At 64.3% G+C, this 17,531-nt stretch carries 14 protein-coding genes; 5 read left to right on the forward strand and 9 right to left on the reverse strand.

The features are described from left to right. Nucleotides 1–67 precede the first annotated feature (67 nt). The 7 genes from lpdA to ACK4FJ_RS09330 form a co-directional block, all read right to left on the reverse strand. Entirely contained in the window at nt 68–1,471 is a 1,404-nt protein-coding gene (gene lpdA / locus ACK4FJ_RS09300) for a dihydrolipoyl dehydrogenase (protein WP_409765681.1), read from the reverse strand. An 18-nt stretch (nt 1,472–1,489) separates the two neighbouring features. Beyond that, a complete protein-coding gene (locus ACK4FJ_RS09305; RefSeq protein ID WP_409765683.1) occupies nt 1,490–1,804 on the reverse strand; it encodes an antibiotic biosynthesis monooxygenase in 315 nt (104 codons plus the stop codon). An 11-nt stretch (nt 1,805–1,815) separates the two neighbouring features. Beyond that, nucleotides 1,816–3,030 carry a 2-oxoglutarate dehydrogenase complex dihydrolipoyllysine-residue succinyltransferase gene (gene odhB, locus ACK4FJ_RS09310; RefSeq protein WP_409765685.1) on the reverse strand — a complete coding sequence of 405 codons (1,215 nt, stop codon included), beginning with the start codon at nt 3,028–3,030 and terminating at the stop codon, nt 1,816–1,818. A gap of 48 nt (nt 3,031–3,078) precedes the next feature. Continuing rightward, complete coding sequence (locus tag ACK4FJ_RS09315) at nt 3,079–5,958, reverse strand: 2-oxoglutarate dehydrogenase E1 component (RefSeq protein WP_409765687.1); 2,880 nt, start codon at nt 5,956–5,958, stop codon at nt 3,079–3,081. 50 nt (nt 5,959–6,008) lie between these two features. After that, nucleotides 6,009–6,887, reverse strand: a complete 879-nt coding sequence (gene sucD / locus ACK4FJ_RS09320) for a succinate--CoA ligase subunit alpha (RefSeq protein WP_409765689.1) — start codon at nt 6,885–6,887, stop codon at nt 6,009–6,011. A 1-nt stretch (nt 6,888) separates the two neighbouring features. Continuing rightward, the gene (gene sucC, locus ACK4FJ_RS09325) at nt 6,889–8,058 is read right to left on the reverse strand and encodes an ADP-forming succinate--CoA ligase subunit beta (protein ID WP_409765691.1); all 1,170 of its coding nucleotides are present in this window, start codon (nt 8,056–8,058) and stop codon (nt 6,889–6,891) included. Between the two features lie 214 nt (nt 8,059–8,272). After that, the gene (locus tag ACK4FJ_RS09330) at nt 8,273–8,950 is read right to left on the reverse strand and encodes a LolA family protein (RefSeq protein ID WP_409765693.1); all 678 of its coding nucleotides are present in this window, start codon (nt 8,948–8,950) and stop codon (nt 8,273–8,275) included. Between the two features lie 79 nt (nt 8,951–9,029). Here ACK4FJ_RS09330 and ACK4FJ_RS09335 point away from each other — a divergent pair, with 79 nt between their 5' ends. Together ACK4FJ_RS09335 and ACK4FJ_RS09340 are read left to right on the forward strand one after the other, a co-directional pair. Beyond that, nucleotides 9,030–9,353, forward strand: coding sequence for a heavy metal-binding domain-containing protein (locus ACK4FJ_RS09335; protein WP_409765695.1), 324 nt, complete (start codon nt 9,030–9,032; stop codon nt 9,351–9,353). A gap of 277 nt (nt 9,354–9,630) precedes the next feature. Then, entirely contained in the window at nt 9,631–10,386 is a 756-nt protein-coding gene (locus tag ACK4FJ_RS09340) for an alpha/beta fold hydrolase (RefSeq protein ID WP_409765697.1), read from the forward strand. Nucleotides 10,387–10,565: 179 nt separating this feature from the next. On the opposite strand, the gene ACK4FJ_RS09345 is transcribed toward ACK4FJ_RS09340, so the two are convergent. Together ACK4FJ_RS09345 and ACK4FJ_RS09350 are read right to left on the reverse strand one after the other, a co-directional pair. Beyond that, nucleotides 10,566–13,076, reverse strand: a complete 2,511-nt coding sequence (locus ACK4FJ_RS09345) for a DNA translocase FtsK (protein WP_409765699.1) — start codon at nt 13,074–13,076, stop codon at nt 10,566–10,568. A gap of 93 nt (nt 13,077–13,169) precedes the next feature. Beyond that, nucleotides 13,170–14,390: an aminotransferase class I/II-fold pyridoxal phosphate-dependent enzyme gene (locus ACK4FJ_RS09350; protein ID WP_409765701.1), complete on the reverse strand. Its 1,221-nt coding sequence runs from the start codon at nt 14,388–14,390 to the stop codon at nt 13,170–13,172. A gap of 372 nt (nt 14,391–14,762) precedes the next feature. On the opposite strand from ACK4FJ_RS09350, the gene ACK4FJ_RS09355 reads away from it, so the two are divergent. The 3 genes from ACK4FJ_RS09355 to ACK4FJ_RS09365 are packed head-to-tail and all read left to right on the forward strand — an operon-like array spanning nt 14,763 to nt 17,496. Next, nucleotides 14,763–15,578, forward strand: coding sequence for a 2-oxo acid dehydrogenase subunit E2 (locus ACK4FJ_RS09355; RefSeq protein ID WP_409765703.1), 816 nt, complete (start codon nt 14,763–14,765; stop codon nt 15,576–15,578). After that, nucleotides 15,575–16,936 carry a cytochrome P450 gene (locus ACK4FJ_RS09360; protein WP_409765705.1) on the forward strand — a complete coding sequence of 454 codons (1,362 nt, stop codon included), beginning with the start codon at nt 15,575–15,577 and terminating at the stop codon, nt 16,934–16,936. Before ACK4FJ_RS09355 ends, ACK4FJ_RS09360 begins: the two co-directional genes overlap by 4 nt. Continuing rightward, nucleotides 16,933–17,496: a hypothetical protein gene (locus tag ACK4FJ_RS09365; RefSeq protein ID WP_409765707.1), complete on the forward strand. Its 564-nt coding sequence runs from the start codon at nt 16,933–16,935 to the stop codon at nt 17,494–17,496. The genes ACK4FJ_RS09360 and ACK4FJ_RS09365 overlap by 4 nt, the downstream gene beginning before the upstream one ends. The last annotated feature ends 35 nt before the right edge of the window (nt 17,497–17,531 follow it).

Genomic DNA, 17,531 nt, shown 5'->3' on the forward strand with positions numbered 1-17,531 from the left:
CGAGTCGAAGCCTAAAACGAAAAGGGCGGCTTTGCAGCCGCCCTTCGTCGATCCTTGTTGCCGGTAATCAGATGTTGATCGCGCGGCCGTCCACGGCCAGCGCCGCTTCCTTCACCGCCTCGGTCAGCGCGGGATGGGCGTGCACGGTGCGGTAGACATCCTCGGCCGAGGCGCCGAATTCCAGCGCCATCACCAGTTCCTGGATCAGATGGCCGGCATCGGGGCCGATGATATGAGCGCCCAGCACCTTCTTGGTTTTTTCGTCTTCCAGGATCTTCACGAAGCCGTCGGTCATGGTCATGGCGCGCGCGCGCGCATTGGCCGTGAAGGGGAACTTGCCCGCCTTGTAGGCGATGCCGGCCGCCTTCAGTTCTTCCTCGGTCTTGCCCACACTGGCCACTTCCGGCCAGGTGTAAACCACGCCAGGAATGGCGTCGTAGTTGATATGCGGCTTCTGGCCGGCCAGCAGTTCGGCCAGCACCACGCCCTCTTCCTCGGCCTTGTGGGCCAGCATGGCGCCCTGAATCGCATCGCCGATGGCATAGACGTCCTTGGCCGTGGTCTGGAAGTGATCGTCCACCTTCACGCGGCCGCGTTCGTCGAGTTGCACGCCGGCGGCTTCCAGGCCCAGACCAGCGGTGTAGGGTCGGCGACCGATCGAGACCAGCACGATATCGGCCTTCACCTCTTCGGCGGCACCGCCAGCGGCCGGTTCCATGGTCAGCGTCACGCCGCCCTTGCCGGCCTTGGCCGCGGTGACCTTGGTGCCGAGCTTGAACTTCATGCCCTGTTTGGCCAGCACGCGCTGCATCTGCTTCGACACTTCGCCGTCATTGGTCGGCAGGATGCGGTCGAGGAATTCCACCACCGTGACCTCGGCACCCAGCCGGTTCCATACCGAACCCAGCTCCAGGCCGATCACGCCGCCACCGATCACCACCATGGTCTTCGGCACGGCGCCAAGCTTGAGCGCGCCCGTGGAGGAGACCACCTGCTTCTCGTCGATCTCGATGCCCTTCAGCGGCATGACCTCGGAGCCGGTGGCGATCACGATATGCTTGGCAGAGTATGTGCCGGCGCTTTCGCCCTTCACCGCCACCTTGCCGCCGCCCAGCAGGCTGCCCTCGCCCTTCAGCCAGGTGACCTTGTTCTTCTTGAACAGGAATTCGATACCCTTGTTCGAGGAGCTGACCACGCTCTGCTTCTGCGCCATCATCGCCGGCAGGTCGACCTCGATCTTGCCGACCTTGATGCCGTGCTGCGCGAAGCCGTGGGTGGCCTCATGATAAAGTTCAGAGGAATGCAGCAGCGCCTTGGACGGGATGCAGCCGACATTGGTGCAGGTGCCGCCCAGACCGGCATCCTTCTCGACGCAGGCCACGCTCATGCCCAGCTGGGCGCAGCGGATCGCCATGGTGTAGCCGCCGGGGCCGGCGCCGATGATGATGATGTCGAAAGCCTGTTCGCTCATTCGTGAATCTCCCAAACCCTAGAAAGCCAGCGGGCCAAAAACACCGCCGCCAGCGGCCTTGAAAACGCGCGTATTCTGGCTGCCCTGCAGAATGCCGCTGCCGACCAGGTCGGCCAGCATGGCGCGGTAGTCGGCGGAATCCTTCACCGCGTCGACGGCAACCTGGTCGCGCCACAGACTGATGGTGCGCCACTCATCGGAATCATAGGTAAAAAAACAGCCCAGACAGCCATCCTGGTTATGGAAAAACGGTTCCAGCCGGCTGCGGGCGAAAGCGACCAGATCGTCCAGGCGGGCGAGGGTGAACCCCGTGCTCCAGACCCGGACGATCATCGGTCCCTACCTCAGACCTCGAACAGCAGGCGCTGCGGGTCTTCGATCGATTCCTTGACGCGCACCAGGAAGCTGACCGCCTCGCGGCCGTCGATGATGCGGTGGTCGTAGGACAGCGCCAGATACATCATCGGCCGGATCACCACCTGACCGTTGATGGCCATCGGACGTTCCTGGATCTTGTGCATGCCCAGAATGGCCGATTGCGGCGGGTTGATGATCGGGGTCGACATCAGCGAGCCGAACACGCCGCCATTGGAGATGCTGAAGGTACCGCCCTGCAGTTCGTCGATACCGAGCTTGCCGTCGCGGGCGCGCTTGCCGAAATCGCCGATGGTCTTTTCGATGCCGGCAAACGACATCTGGTCGGCATCGCGGATCACCGGCACGACCAGGCCGGTCGGGGTCGACACGGCGCAGCCGATGTTGAAGTAGTTCTTGAAGACGATGTCATCGCCCTCGATCTCGGCGTTCACCGCCGGGAATTCCTTCAGCGCCTGCACGCAGGCCTTGACGAAGAAGGACATGAAGCCCAGCCGCACGCCGTGCTTCTTCTCGAAGCCGTCGACATAGGTCTTGCGGGCGGCCATCAGGGCCGACATGTCCACCTCGTTGAAGGTGGTGAGCATGGCGGCGGTGTTCTGCGCTTCCTTCAGGCGACGCGCGATCACCTGGCGCAGCTTGGACATGCGCTGGCGTTCCTCGCGGTCGGCATTGGCGCGCGGACCGGTCGGCACGGCAGGACGGGCAGCCGGCGCGGCACCACCGCCGGCGAGCAGGTCCATCACATCGCCCTTGGTGACGCGACCGCCCTTGCCCGAGCCGGCAACGCCCGACACATCGACATTCTTTTCAGCGGCCAGCTTGGCAGCAGCCGGCAGGGCCTGACCCGCAGCCGGAGCGGCAGCGGGGGCCTTCGGCGCGGCAGGCGCCGCGGCGGGTTTGGCGGCTTCCGCCGGCTTGGCGGCGGGCTTCGCGGCAGCGCCGGCGCCGGCATTCAGGGTGGCGAGCAGATCGCCGACCTGCACCGTGGCGCCCTCGGCGGCAAGAACCTCGCCCAGCGTGCCGGCTTCCGGCGCATTGACCTCGACGGTCACCTTGTCGGTTTCCAGTTCGACCAGCAGCTGGTCGCGGGCCACCGCCTCGCCGGCCTTGGCGGCCCAGCGGCCGACGGTGGCTTCGGAGATCGATTCCGCCAGCTGCGGGACACGAATTTCGACTGCCATGTTTTACTTCCCTCTAAAAAAACGCCCCTCGGATGTCCCCGTCCCGGGTTACGCCGTCAGTGCGTCGTCGACCAGTTTGGCCTGCTGCTGGTTATGCTTGCTCATCAGACCGGTAGCCGGCGAAGCCGCCTCGACGCGACCGGCATAAAGCGGCCGTTTCATCTTGATGTCGAGTTCGCCGAGCACGCCTTCGATATGGGGTTCGATGAAGCTCCAGGCGCCCATGTTCTTCGGCTCTTCCTGGCACCAGACCACCGTCTTGGCGTTCTTGTAACGCTTCATCTCGGCCAGCAGGGCCTTGTGCGGGAACGGATAGAGCTGTTCCACGCGCAGGATCACCGTGTCCTTCATCTCGCGCTTCTGGCGCTCCTCGAACAGGTCGTAATAGACCTTGCCGGTGCACAGCACGATACGCTTGATCTTGGCATCGTCATGCGGCGCGTCGTCCCACAGCACGCGGTGGAAGGACGAACCCGGCCCCATGTCGGTGAGCTTGGACACCGCCAGCTTGTGACGCAGCAGCGACTTCGGCGTCATCAAAATCAGCGGCTTGCGGAACTTGCGGTGCATCTGCCGGCGCAGGATGTGGAAGTAATTGGCCGGCGTGGTGCAGTTCGCGACCTGCATGTTGTCTTCGGCGCAGAGCTGCAGATAACGCTCCAGGCGGGCCGAGCTGTGCTCTGGACCCTGGCCTTCATAGCCATGAGGCAGCAGCACGGCGAGGCCCGACATGCGCATCCACTTCACCTCGCCCGAGGAGATGAACTGGTCGAACACCACCTGGGCGCCGTTGGCGAAGTCGCCGAACTGGCCTTCCCACATCACCAGCGCGTTCGGTTCGGCCAGGCTGTAGCCGTATTCGTAGCCAAGCACGGCGGCTTCCGACAGCAGGCTGTCGATCACCTCGTAATTCGCCTGGCCATCGGCGATGTGATTGAGCGGCACATAACGTTCTTCGGTCTGCTGGTCATGCCAGACGCTGTGACGCTGGCTGAAAGTACCACGCCCGCAATCCTGGCCCGACAGACGCACGCCGAAGCCTTCGAGCTGCAGCGAACCGAAAGCCAGCGCTTCCGCCGTCGCCCAGTCGATGCCCTCGCCGGCGTCGATCGCATTGCGGCGATTCTGGGTGTTGCGGGCCAGCGTCTTGTGGATGTTGAAACCGTCGGGCACCGTCGTGATGGCGTGGCCGATCTTCTTCAGCGTTTCCATCTCGACCGCGGTGGTGCCGCGGCGGTCGTCGCCCGAGGCGATTTCCAGACCGGACCATTTGCCTTCCAGCCAGTCGGCCTTGTTCGGCTTGAACGACTTCGAGGCTTCCAGTTCCTCTTCCAGGCGGTTCTGGAAGGTGGTGACCATGCCCTCGGCATCGGCATCGCTGATCACGCCCTCCTCGACCAGACGCTTGGCATAGATCTGCCGCGTGGTCGGATGCGTCGCGATCGCGCGATACATGATCGGCTGGGTGAAGGAGGGATCGTCGGTCTCGTTATGGCCGTGGCGGCGATAACAGAACAGGTCGATCACCACGTCCTTCTTGAACTGCTGGCGGAATTCGGTGGCGATCTTGGCCACATGGGTCACGGCTTCCGGATCGTCGCCATTCACATGGAAGATCGGCGCCTGCACCACCTTGGCCAGATCGGACGGATAGGGCGACGACCGCGAATAGGACGGGTTCGTCGTGAAACCGATCTGGTTGTTGACGATGATGTGGATGGTGCCGCCGGTGCGATAGCCGCGCAGCTCCGACAGCGCGAAGCATTCCGCCACCACGCCCTGGCCAGCAAAGGCCGCATCGCCATGCAGCAGCACGGTCAGGACCTGCCCGCGTTCGGTATCGCCCATCTGGGTCTGCTTGGCGCGCGACTTGCCCAGGCAAACCGGATTGATGATTTCCAGATGCGACGGGTTGGCCGCCAGCGACAGATGCACCTTGTTGCCGTCGAACTCACGATCCGACGACACGCCAAGGTGATACTTCACGTCGCCCGAACCCTGGAAATCGTCCGGGTGATAGGCCATGCCCTTGAATTCGGTGAAGATGGCGCGATAGGGCTTGGCCATTACGTTGGCCAGGATATTGAGGCGGCCGCGATGCGGCATACCCAGTTCGATATCCTTCAGGCCAAGCTGGCCGCCGCGCTTGATGATGGCTTCCATCGCCGGGATCAGCGCCTCGCCGCCTTCCAGGCCGAAACGCTTGGTGCCGGTGAACTTCATGTGGCAGAAGCGCTCGAAAATCTCACCTTCTACCAGCTTGTTGAGGATCGCCTTCTTGCCCTCGTTGGTGAAGTGGACTTCCTTGTCGCGGCCCTCGATGCGCTCCTGGATCCAGGCCTTCTGCTCCGGATGGTAGATGTGCATGAACTCGACGCCGATGGTCGAGCAGTAGGTGCGCCGCAGGATCTGCAGGATCTCGCGCAGGGTCGCGATCTCCAGGCCCAGCATGTTGTCGATGAAGATCGGCCGGTCCATGTCGGCTTCGGAGAAGCCGTAGGATTGCGGCTCCAGCTCCGGATGGGCGCCGGACGCCTGGATGCCCAGCGGATCCAGGCTGGCCATCAGGTGACCGCGGATGCGGTAATTGCGGATCAGCATGGCCGCGCGGATGGTATCCAGCGCGGCGGCACGGGCATCGGCGGCGGAACCGCCGGCCTTGGCGGCGCGGTCGGCCGCCTTGGCTGCCTTGCCCTGGGCACCGAGCAGGCCCTCGTCCTCAAGCTGGATCAGCGCCGAGGTTGGCGCCCAGCTCGGACGGCTCAGGGCCTGCTTGGGCTGGCTGAAATCGTCGCCGAGAGCTTCGAAGAACTGCTTCCAGGAAGCATCGACGCTGTCGGGGTTGGCAACGTACTTGGCATACAGCTCCTCGACAAAGGTGCTGTTGCCACCGTAGAGGAACTGCGTGCGTTCAAGCTGCGCCGTCATCGATGTCGTGGCGCCGCTTGTTGGCCGGCGCCGCCCTCTTCTGATTCCTGTTACTTCCCGTTCAACAGATCAACCAGGGTGGTGCCGAGCGCTGCCGGACTATCCGATACGCGGATGCCGGCCGATCGCATGGCCTCCAGCTTGGTGTTCGCATCACCCTTGCCGCCCGAGATGATCGCGCCGGCATGACCCATGCGGCGGCCCGGAGGCGCGGTACGACCGGCGATGAAGCCAACGGTCGGCTTCTTCACCTTCGATTGCTTGAGGAACTCGGCGGCCTCTTCCTCGGCGCTGCCGCCGATCTCGCCGATCATGATGATGCATTCGGTTTCCTTGTCGCCAAGGAACAGGTCGAGCGCATCGATGAAGTTGGTGCCGTTCACCGGGTCGCCGCCGATGCCGATGCAGGTGGTCTGACCCAGGCCGGCCGCTGTGGTCTGCGCCACCGCCTCATAGGTCAGCGTGCCGGAACGCGACACGATGCCGACCTTGCCGCGGCGATGGATGTGGCCCGGCATGATACCGATCTTGCACTCGCCCGGCGTGATGATGCCGGGGCAGTTGGGGCCGATCAGGCGGGTCTTGGAACCGCCGAGCGCGCGCTTGACCTTGACCATGTCGAGCACCGGAATGCCCTCGGTGATGCAGACCACCAGCGGGATTTCGGCGTCGATGGCTTCCAGGATCGAGTCGGCCGCGAACGGCGGCGGCACGTAGATCACCGAGGCATTGGCGCCGGTCTTCGACACGGCTTCGGCCACGGTGTTGAACACCGGTAGGCCGGCATGGGTGGTGCCGCCCTTGCCCGGCGTCACACCGCCGACCATCTTGGTGCCGTAGGCGATCGCCTGTTCCGTATGGAAGGTGCCCTGGCTGCCGGTGATGCCCTGGCAGATGACCTTGGTATCCTTGTTGACCAGAACAGCCATTTTACTTGGCTCCCTTCACGGCCTTCACCACCTTGTCGGCGGCGTCGGCAAGATTGTCGGCAGAGATGATCGGCAGGCCGCTCTCGGCCATGATCTTCTTGCCCAGATCGACATTGGTGCCTTCGAGGCGAACCACCAGCGGCACGGCCAGCTTCACTTCGCGGGCCGCCGCCACCACGCCCTCGGCGATGATGTCGCAGCGCATGATGCCGCCGAAGATGTTGACCAGGATGCCCTTCACGTTCTTGTCGCCAAGAATGATCTTGAAGGCTGCCGTGACGCGCTCCTTGGTGGCGCCGCCACCGACATCGAGGAAGTTGGCCGGCTCGGAGCCGTACAGCTTGATGATGTCCATGGTGGCCATGGCCAGGCCGGCGCCGTTGACCATGCAGCCGATCTCGCCGTCCAGCTTGACGTAATTGAGCGACCACTTCGCGGCTTCCAGCTCGGAGGCATCCTCCTCGTCCGGATCGCGCATGTCCTCGACATCCTTGTGCCGGTACAGCGCGTTGTCGTCGAAGTTCATCTTGGCATCCAGCGCGATCAGGTCGCCGGCGCCGGTGACGACCAGCGGGTTGATCTCGACGATGGAGGCATCGAGACCAACGAAGGCCTCGTACATCGCCATCATGAACTTCACCGCCGACTGCACCTGCTTGCCTTCCAGGCCAAGACCGAAGGCGATCTGGCGGGCATGGAAAGGCTGCAGGCCGGTCACTGGATCGATGGCGACCTTCAGAATCTTTTCAGGATGCGAGGCGGCAACCTCTTCGATCTCCATGCCGCCCTCGGTCGAGGCCATCACGGTGATGCGCGAGGTGGCGCGGTCGACCAGGAAGCTTAAGTAAAGCTCACGCTTGATGTCGCAGCCTTCCTCGACATAGAGCCGCTTGACCAGTTTGCCCTCGGGGCCGGTCTGGTGGGTCACCAGGGTCATGCCCAGCATGGCCTTGGACTTTTCCGCGACTTCGTCGATCGACTTGACCACCTTGACGCCGCCGCCCTTGCCGCGGCCGCCGGCATGGATCTGGGCCTTTACCACCCAGACCGGACCGCCGAGCTGCTTGGCCACGGTGATGGCCTCGTCGGGAGAGAACGCCACGCCGCCGCGCGGCACGGCGACACCGTATTTCGCGAGCAGGCTTTTCGCCTGGTATTCATGGATATTCATGCTGACCTACGGGTTTCGGACCGGTAGCGAATGCCACGGGATATATGATTGCCGTTCGGGGCCGAGGTTATAGCAGCCTTCCGAAGGCCTGCAACCTTTGCCCCGGGCCTAATCCTGGTTTTACGACGAAAGTTCACGGACTTGCGCGTTACGAGTCGGTAATTACCGGTTAAAATTGTAATTTGCGGCAAATACCGCCGACGAACACTCTCTGTCAGCGCCGCTGCTGCAGCACACGCTCGGACGACGGCCGGTCGCCATAGGTAAACAGGCGGGTGGAGAGCTGGGGATTGAAGTCGATCTGGCTGAGCGTAATGGCCGTGACCTTGCCCTGCGCATCCGTCACGGTCCAGCCGGCGAATTCCAGCGGCTTGTCGCCGAAGACCAGGGTGATGGAGCCTTCCTTGGGGCGGTCGGGCGCAAACAGTGTGACGCGCAGGATGGCGGCGCCGCGTTCGACCCTAGCGATGCCCACACTGTCATCGAATTTCACCTGTTCGCGCAACAACAGATCGAGCGGCGTGGCGCCGAGTGGAATGCGCTCCACCGATTTCAGCTCGCGGTCTTCCATGATGATGTAGGCACCGTCGGAAACGATCAGCATCGGCACCGGCGGATCGAACTCGAAGCGGAAGCGGCCGGGGCGGCTCAGGTAAATCTTGCCCTCGGCGGCATCGCCTTCGGGCCCCACCTGCAGGAAGCGGCCCTGCATGCTCCGCACCTGGTTGAAATAGCCGGCAATCCGCTCCAGATCGGCGCGATCCTGCTGCGTCAGGCGCGCATTCGCCGCCGGCGCGGCGGCATAGGCCGTGGCCAGCGAGACTTTCGCCGCGGCGGCTGTGACGGCCATGGCAAGCAGGAAACGGCGGCGGCTGGTGGGTGAGGTATCCATGGCGTCAGGGGTAGCGGTGGGCGATGGCGAAATCAAGGCAAGCCGCATAATCTTCCGTGACCAAATCAGGGAGCGAACCATGATCCTGACCAGCACCGACAGCGTGGACGGCAAGAAGATCACCGCCTATCTCGGCATCGTCGCCGGCGAGGCCGTGATGGGCACCAACGTGTTCCGCGATTTCTTCGCCGGCATCACCGATATCCTGGGCGGCCGCTCGGGTTCCTATGAAAAGGAGTTGCGCAAGGCCAAGGCGCTGGCGCTGGAAAGCCTGGTCGAAGAAGCTGCAGCGCTGGGTGCCGATGCCGTGGTGGGCCTGGATCTGGATTACCAGCAGATCGGCGGCAACGACCGCCAGATGCTGATGGTGGCGGCCAGCGGCACGGCGGTGAAACTCGGATAGCCTGAAAAATCCGCTTGAAATAGAACGATCGTTCGCTATCCTGGCCTGACCTCCCGGGAAAGGATAGCCCATGCCTAAAAAGCCTTCCGTCAAAGCTAAAAATAGCACGAACATTCGAACTATTATTAGCTTCCTTACCCAACGCGCTCTGATCCGGACCGGATTCGCCATCGTCCCAGGCTGGGCTGCCCGCCGGGCTGCCACACTGTTCCTGGCCTCCCAGCGCCGGCCGACCGGGCCGCGACAGCTACCAGCCAGTCATGCGACGCCCTTCGCCGTGGAAGGGCCGGTCGGGCCGTTGGCGGCCTGGAGTTATGGCCGCACCGGCGATCCCGCTGTGTTGCTGGTGCATGGCTGGGAAGACGATCACCTGAGCTGGGCACCGCTGGTCGACCGGCTGGTGGCCGATGGCTATCGCGTGCTCAGCCTCGATTTGCCCGGTCATGGCCGGTCTCCGGCCCGCTCGCGCCATGGCCGCGCCACGCCGATCCCGGTGCTGGCCGCCGGGGTCGCCGCCGTCGCCCGCGAGGCCGTGGCCATTGGCGCGCTGCCACAGGGCGGAAAATTCCAGGCGGTGATCGCGCATTCGCTGGGCGGCACCGCCACGCTGATCGCCGCCACCGAGATGGGGCTGGCCGCCGAGCGTTTCGCCATCCTGGCCGCGCCCAACCATCCGCGCCTGTTCGCCGGCGCGATGATGCAGATGCTGAAACTCGACCGCGCCCAGGTGGAACAGGCCTATGCCGCCATCGAGACCATCGTCGGCCGCAGCATGGACTCGCTCTACCTGCCGCCCAAGCTGCGCGATCTGGATGCCGCGGGCCTGATCCTGCACAGCCGCGACGACCGCACCGTGCCGCTGAAACACAGCCAGGAGAATGCCGCCGGCTGGCCGCGCGCCGAATTCCGCATCCTCGACGGGCTTGGGCACCGCCGGCTGATCAGCGATCCTGATGTGCAGGCCATGCTGCTGCATTTCGTGAAATCAGAAGCGCCGGCCGATGCCTATGGCCTGCGGCCCGATGCGGCATGAATAAAACCCGAGCGTCATCCCGGGCGGAGCGTCAGCGAAGACCCGGGAACCCATTTTCAAGCTGATCCAAAATGGGATCCTGGCTCGCGCGACACAAACAGTGTCGCTTGGCCAGGATGACGCATAAAAAAAGCCCGGCATCGCTGCCGGGCTTTTTTATGACTGTATGCAGGTAGCGGTTATTCCGCCGCCTCGATGTTGCGGGCCAGCACCTCACGTTTGCCGACATGGTTGGCGGGGCCGACCACGCCTTCCTTCTCCATGCGCTCCATGATGCGGGCGGCACGGTTGTAGCCGATCTGCAGATGGCGCTGGATGAACGACGTGCTGGCCTTGCGCTCGCGGCAGACCAGGGCCACGGCCTGATCGTAGAGCGTGTCTTCCTCGCCGCCCTCGCCGCCCGAGCCCGGCATACCGAACTTGCCGCCGTCGGGATCGCTGGTCACCGCCTCGACATAGACCGGCTCGGCCTGGTCCTTCAGCATCTTCACCACGCGCTCGACCTCTTCATCCGAAACGAAGGGGCCATGGACGCGGCTGATGCGGCCGGCGCCGGGCATGAACAGCATGTCGCCCATGCCCAGCAGCTGCTCGGCGCCCTGCTCGCCCAGGATGGTGCGGCTGTCGATCTTCGACGTCACCTGGAAGGAGATGCGGGTCGGGAAATTGGCCTTGATCGTGCCGGTGATCACGTCGACCGACGGGCGCTGCGTGGCCATGATCAGATGGATGCCGGCGGCGCGTGCCATCTGGGCCAGACGCTGGATCGCCGCCTCAATGTCCTTGCCGGCCACCAGCATCAGGTCGGCCAGCTCGTCCACGATCACCACGATGAAGGGCAGCGGATTGAGGTCGATCGGGCGTTCCTCATAGACCGGCTTGCCGGCCTCGTCGAAGCCAGTCTGCACCGTGCGGCCGAGCTTCTCGTCCTTGGCGCGGGCCTGGGCGAGGCGCTCGTTGTAGCTGGCGATGTTGCGCACGCCGAGTTCCGACATCTTGCGATAGCGGTCCTCCATCTCGCGCACGGTCCATTTCAGCGCCACCACCGCCTTGCCCGGCTCGGTCACCACCGGCGCCAGCAGGTGCGGGATGCCGTCATAGACGGAAAGCTCCAGCATCTTCGGGTCGACCATGATGAAGCGGCACTGGTCGGGCGTGAGCTTGTAGAGCAGCGACAGGATCATGGTGTTGATCGCCACCGACTTGCCCGAACCGGTGGTGCCGGCCACCAGCAGATGCGGCATCTTGGCTAGGTCGGCGATGATCGCCGAGCCGCCGATATCCTTGCCCAGCGCCAGCGCCAGCTTGCTGCTGGGCGATTCAAACTCGGCCGAGGCCAGCAGTTCGCGCAGGTATACCGTCTCGCGCTTGGCATTCGGCAGCTCGATGCCGATGGCATTGCGGCCGGGGATCACGGCGACGCGGGCCGACAGCGCGCTCATCGAGCGGGCGATGTCGTCCGACAGGCCGATCACGCGGCTGGACTTGGTGCCGGGCGCCGGTTCGAGTTCATACAGCGTCACCACCGGACCGGGGCGCACCTTGGTGATCTCGCCCTGCACGCCGAATTCGTTCAGCACGGATTCGAGCATGCGCGCATTCTGTTCCAGCGCGTCCTCGTTGATCTTCTCGCGCGCGCTGTCGGCCGGCGGCGGCTTCAGCAGCGAGAGTTCGGGCAATTCGAAATCGCCGGCGTCGCCGAGGTTGAGCGATGTCTGCGCCTCGCGCGCCACGCGGCTGCCGGTTTTCGGCTTCTCGATGCGACGGGTGACGCGGCCTTCATCGGCCTTCTTGGCCGTGGGCAGGCGCGGCATGTCTTCGTCATCATCAGCGTCGATCTCGTCGTCCAGATCATCCGGATCAATGTAGTCGCCATCCTCGGCGGCGGCGCGCGCCTTGGCCCGGCCGAAGCTGGGCTCGGCCTTGCGCAGCACCGGCTTGTCGTCTTCGTCACCGCGGCTGAAGAACGCCTTCAGGCGGCCGAAGAAACCGCCCACCACTTCCGGCGCTTCCTGCCCGGTGCGCATGGCCGCCTTGCCGCTTCGATAAAGGCCCTGGGCGGCCAGGCCTGTGGCCGCAGCGGCGCCAAAGCCGAGGCTGGCACCCATGCTGCGCCATTCGCTGGAGCTTAAACCCGAGGCGAAATAGAAGCAGAGCACGGCAAAAGCAAAACACAGGATGCCCGGCAGCACGGCCGACATCGGCAGACCGAAGGAAACGCCCAGCGGCACGAGCTGGTGATAGAGGATGTAGTCGCCCACCACGCCACCCAGGCCGGCGCGCAGGCTCCAGGTGGCCGGCACTGGCAGGGCGGCGGCGAAGCAGGCAAACAGAACCAGCGTGAGCGGCACCAGCGCCACATTCAGCCACCAGCGCGGCAAACCGCGATGCGACACCACGCGAAAACCCCAGGAGGCCAGCAGCAGCACGAACAGCCAGGCCGACAGGCCAAGGGTCTGCAGCAGCACATCCGAGACATAGGCGCCGGGCAGGCCGAGCCAGTTCTTCGGCGCCAGCGGCGTGGCGTGATTGAAATTCGGGTCGGCGGGATCGAAGGTGGCCAGTGCCAGCGCCAGCAGGAAGCCGATCCCCAGTATCAGGACGCCGCCGCCCTCCCGCGCCCGCAGGCGCAGGAATTCGTCGAAACCTTCCGGAAAGAAAGACCGCTTCTTCTTCGACCTGGCAGCCATACCGTTCCTCGCACTCTGAAATCACGCGACCCGTTAACCATGCCGGCAGGAAAAACGCTGCCGGTTCGGGCCGATTCGCCCCAGCCTGAGGATTTAACCCCCCAGAAAGTTACCGATTCGTTGAAGCGCGCTGCGGGTGGTTTCCAGATCGGCCACCAGGGCGATCCTCAGGAACGATTTTCCGGCCTTTTCTCCGCCGTTTTCCGGGCGGGTCAGGTAATTGCCCGGCAGGGTGCGGATGCCGGCCTCGCGCCACAGTTTCAGCGCCATGGCCTCAGGGTCGCCCACATCGAGCCAGAGATAGAAGCCGCCGGCCGGGCGGAAAAAGCCGAAACGGTTGCCCAGCACATTCTGCGCCATGTCGAATTTCTGGCGATACAGCGCCCGGTTCTGCTCGACATGCACCTCGTCGCGCCACAAGGCGGCTGAGGCGGCCGCCACCGGCATCATCATGCCAGTGCAGCCGTAGTTGCGCAGCTTGATGAAGGCCTTGGTGATTTCGGCGTCGCCGGTGCAGAAACCCGACCGCAGGCCCGGCGCGCTCGAGCGCTTGGACAGCGAATGGAAGACGACCACGCTCTTCAGGGCATCGGGGCCGATCCTGTCGCCGGCCAGATGCAGGGCAGCATCAAGTCCGCCGGGCGGCGGCACCTGGTCGTAGATTTCGGCATAACATTCGTCGAAGGCGACGACGAAATCGTGCCTGCGCGACAGTTCGATCAGGTTCGCCAGATACTCCACACTGGCCACCGCGCCCTGCGGATTGGCTGGCGAGCAGATATAGACCAGCGCGGTGCGATCCAGCGTATCGACATCCAGCGTGCCGAAATCGGGCAGGAAACCGTTCTCGGCCAAAGCCGGCATGAAATAGGGCTCGGCCCCGGCCGCGACCGCCGCGCCGACATAGGTCTGGTAGAAGGGATTGGGCATCAGCACCACGGGGCGCTCGCCCTTTTTGCCCTTCTTCTCCGGCACCACCACGCCGGCGATCATGTACAGCCCCTCGCGCGTGCCGGTCAGCGCCACGATCTGGGTCTCTGGGTCGATCAGGTTTGCCGGCAGGTTGTAGCGCCGCGTGATCCAGGCGGCGCAGGCGGCGCGGAAATCCGGTGTGCCGTTCAGGGTGGGATAGCGGTTCAGTACGCTCAGGTCCGCCGTCATCTGCTCGATCACCATGGACGGCAGCGGATGCTGCGGCTCGCCGATCGACAGGTTGATCGGTGTCATCCCGGCCGGCAGCGGCTCGGCATCCAGCAGGGTGCGCAGGCGGGCGAAGGGATAGTCGCTGAGGGCATCGATACGGGGATTGAGCATGCGAATCACGATAAAAATGTTGCCGCGTCGATAGCGGCGAATCGGGCCGGAAAACGGGTTGCGGGCAATCTACGGGTCCGGCTGCCGGGCGGCAAGGCCGCAGGGGGAGGCCGCCCGGCAGCCGGTTCCTACGTGGCTGAAACCTTCGATATCGCGCCATGGGAGTATCCGGCCAGCCGATGCAAGCCGTAGGCATGACCCGGTTCCGCAATCTTCCGGCAACCGCCGATTCGGCCGCAAATAGCATTGGTCATTAATCGTGGCGGTTGCTAGACACTCCCCTGGCGCCGCATGGCATGCGGCCGGGGGACAAGCATCGACAAGAAGGGGGAGTCGCGGGTCGCATCCGATGGCGGCCTGCCGTCATGCACGATGACTCAGACCGAGAAATTCCATTCCCAGCCATGGCCGGTGGTCCGCAACGCCGTACTCACCACGCTCAGCCTGCATCGCCGCCATACCGTCTACGGCTTCATCGAAGTCGACGTCACCCGGGCCATGGCCTTGATCGCGCAGTATCGTCGCGAGTTGCGGGTGCCCGTGACGCTGCATGCCTTCGTCGCCTACTGCCTGACCCAAGCGGTGCAGAAACATCCGATGATGCACACCTTCCGCCATGGCAAGTCGCTGGTCCGTTTCGACGACATCGACATCGCCACGGCCATCGATCGGCGCATGCCCGACGGGCACCGCATGGCCGTGGGCTATACCTTCCGCGCCGCGCAGGCGAAATCGCTGGCCGCGATCAACTGGGAACTGCGCGCCGCCACCAATACCGACCTGTCGCAGGATCCGCTGGTGAAGCTGCGCCGCCGCTTCGCCCGCCTGCCCTGGATCCTGCGCAGCCTGTTCGCTTGGCGCATGCGCAACAACCCGCATCTCCTCAAGCGCATCAACGGCACCGTTGGCCTGACCAACCTGCAGAGTCCCGGCGTGCCCGGCACTTTCTGGGCCTTGCCGCCCAATGTCTTCACCTGCACGGTGGCAATTGGCGGCGTCGCCGAACGCGAGGGACGCAAGATGCTCTGTCTGGCGGCCGGCGTGGACCATGCCATCACCGACGGCCTGACCCTGTCGCGTTTCACCGCCAGCTTCGGCGGGCTGTTGCAGAGCGCCGCCGGACTGGACGATGCCTTCGTTGAGGAAACCCGTCGGCTGCGCGATGCTGAGCGCGAGGCCGGCCAATGAACCCCGCCGGTGCCAGCGGCGAGGCCCTCACCGACTTTCCGCAGGCGCGCGGCCACTGGCTGCTCGGCCATGCGGCACAGATGATGTCCGCCACCCATCTGGTGCCGGCGGAGGTGGCCGCCAGTCATGGCGGCGCGGCATGGTTCCGCGTCCTGCACAAGCGCTTCCTCGCCGTTTCCGACCCCGAACTGGTGCGACAGGTTCTGGTGACGCGGCAGGAGAAATACGAACGCAGTTTCCATTATCGCAACATGCAGGCCGTGGTCGGCCAGGGCCTGCTCTCCACCGACGGTCCCTTCTGGCTGAAGCGGCGGCGCCAGATCCTGCCCGCCTTCCGCCTCGACGGGCTGCAGCGCATGGCACCAGCAGCACAGGCCGCAACCAGGGCCATGCTGGATCACTGGGAAACCGAATGTCGCGCCGGCCGGCCCATCCAGGCCATCTCTGAAACCCAGCATCTGTCGCTCTCGGTGATCGGCCGGGCGTTGCTGTCCGCCGATATCGACCGCAACAGCTCTGCGCGGTTCGGCGCTATCGTTCGAGACGGGCTGTATTGGCTGCGTCGCCGCAACACCTCCCTGTTCATGTCGCCGCGCTGGATGCCGACCGGGGCCAACCGGCACCTGCGCCGGACCCGGCGGTTGATGGATGACTATGTCAACGCGCATATTTCGGAACGTCATGGCTGCCCGGTGAGACACGACATCCTGGAGACCATGCGCACCGCCCGCGAACCGGATGGCAGCCTGGCCCTGGACGATGCCGCGCTATGCGATGAGAGCAAAACCCTCTTCATCGCCGGCTTCGAGACCACCGCCACATCACTGGCCTGGATGCTGTATGCGCTGGCCAGCCGACCCGAACTGGTCGAACAGATCCATGACGAATTGAGCCATGTTCTGGCCGGCAACGCCCCCGACCTGGAAAGCATGAAACGCCTGCCATTGACCCAGGCGACGATCAACGAAACCATGCGTTTCTATCCGTCGGTCTATCACGTCTCGCGCCGCGCCATCGAGGACGACGACTTCAATGGCCGACAGATACCGCGCGGCAGCCTGTTGCTGCTGTCGATATTCGGCATGCATCGCGATCCCGTATTGTGGGGCGACCCAGACGTGTTTCGTCCGCAGCGGTTTATGAAGACCAGCTGGCCAAGTCAGGCCTTCATGCCGTTCATCATCGGCAAGCATGCCTGCATCGGCAATCACTTCGCAATGATCGAGATGACGATTGCGCTGGCGATGATCTTGCAACGCTATCGTCTGGAACTGGCGGATCCGCATCCGGTCGGCATGATCGCCCGCATCACCCTGGCGCCCGACCGCGATATCAGCCTGCGACTGGTGCCGCGATGAGCGTTGCGAGCCGCTTCACCTTGCTCGATGCGTCGGATGCCAACGCCGTGCTTGCCTATGAAGCCTCATTCTACAGAGCCTTCTCGGCAGTAACCGGCAACCGACTGATCCGCTGGCTGTGGCAATGGGATGATGACGCGAAACGTCTGGCGACCCGCATCCCTTACAACGACCAGATCGTTTACCTGCAGCGCGAGGCAAATGGTGAAGTGCGCGCCGCGCTGGCGGTTAACGTTGCCCTGCGGCAATGCCAGGCCGGGGCTTTTGGATTCGCGATGCCAGAGGATAAAGGCCTGTGCGAATTCCTGACCGTTTTCGTCAATGACGGGCACGACCTGCGCACACGATATGCGTTCTGGACGGATTGTTTCGCCGATTTGCGCAATCGCGGCCTGCTGGCCGGCTACGCCACCACCGCGCGCCGGCCATTGGGCCTGTATCGCCGTCTGGGCGCGGATGTGGTCGCCACTGCGACAATTGAGGGCGAAGAGCGTTTTTTCCTGCGCTTCTCGCTGGACCGCGACTACATCCGTCGCCGCACGGAAGCTGCCGCAGCCTGAGGCATGGCCCGAGACGCCGCGCGACAGCATCGCTT

Origin of the sequence: Ferrovibrio sp. (assembly GCF_046297595.1) — a bacterium.
In the GTDB taxonomy this organism is placed as follows: domain Bacteria; phylum Pseudomonadota; class Alphaproteobacteria; order Ferrovibrionales; family Ferrovibrionaceae; genus Ferrovibrio.

What these genes read in the sequence shown, in the direction of transcription:
- sucD (WP_409765689.1), bottom strand. Translation starts at nt 6,887, where the DNA reads ATGGCTGTTCTGGTCAACAAGGATACCAAGGTCATCTGCCAGGGCATC.
- ACK4FJ_RS09360 (WP_409765705.1), top strand. Translation starts at nt 15,575, where the DNA reads ATGAACCCCGCCGGTGCCAGCGGCGAGGCCCTCACCGACTTTCCGCAG.
- ACK4FJ_RS09355 (WP_409765703.1), top strand. Translation starts at nt 14,763, where the DNA reads ATGACTCAGACCGAGAAATTCCATTCCCAGCCATGGCCGGTGGTCCGC.
- ACK4FJ_RS09365 (WP_409765707.1), top strand. Translation starts at nt 16,933, where the DNA reads ATGAGCGTTGCGAGCCGCTTCACCTTGCTCGATGCGTCGGATGCCAAC.
- ACK4FJ_RS09350 (WP_409765701.1), bottom strand. Translation starts at nt 14,390, where the DNA reads ATGCTCAATCCCCGTATCGATGCCCTCAGCGACTATCCCTTCGCCCGC.
- ACK4FJ_RS09315 (WP_409765687.1), bottom strand. Translation starts at nt 5,958, where the DNA reads ATGACGGCGCAGCTTGAACGCACGCAGTTCCTCTACGGTGGCAACAGC.
- sucC (WP_409765691.1), bottom strand. Translation starts at nt 8,058, where the DNA reads ATGAATATCCATGAATACCAGGCGAAAAGCCTGCTCGCGAAATACGGT.
- ACK4FJ_RS09330 (WP_409765693.1), bottom strand. Translation starts at nt 8,950, where the DNA reads ATGGATACCTCACCCACCAGCCGCCGCCGTTTCCTGCTTGCCATGGCC.
- odhB (WP_409765685.1), bottom strand. Translation starts at nt 3,030, where the DNA reads ATGGCAGTCGAAATTCGTGTCCCGCAGCTGGCGGAATCGATCTCCGAA.
- ACK4FJ_RS09345 (WP_409765699.1), bottom strand. Translation starts at nt 13,076, where the DNA reads ATGGCTGCCAGGTCGAAGAAGAAGCGGTCTTTCTTTCCGGAAGGTTTC.
- ACK4FJ_RS09335 (WP_409765695.1), top strand. Translation starts at nt 9,030, where the DNA reads ATGATCCTGACCAGCACCGACAGCGTGGACGGCAAGAAGATCACCGCC.
- ACK4FJ_RS09305 (WP_409765683.1), bottom strand. Translation starts at nt 1,804, where the DNA reads ATGATCGTCCGGGTCTGGAGCACGGGGTTCACCCTCGCCCGCCTGGAC.
- lpdA (WP_409765681.1), bottom strand. Translation starts at nt 1,471, where the DNA reads ATGAGCGAACAGGCTTTCGACATCATCATCATCGGCGCCGGCCCCGGC.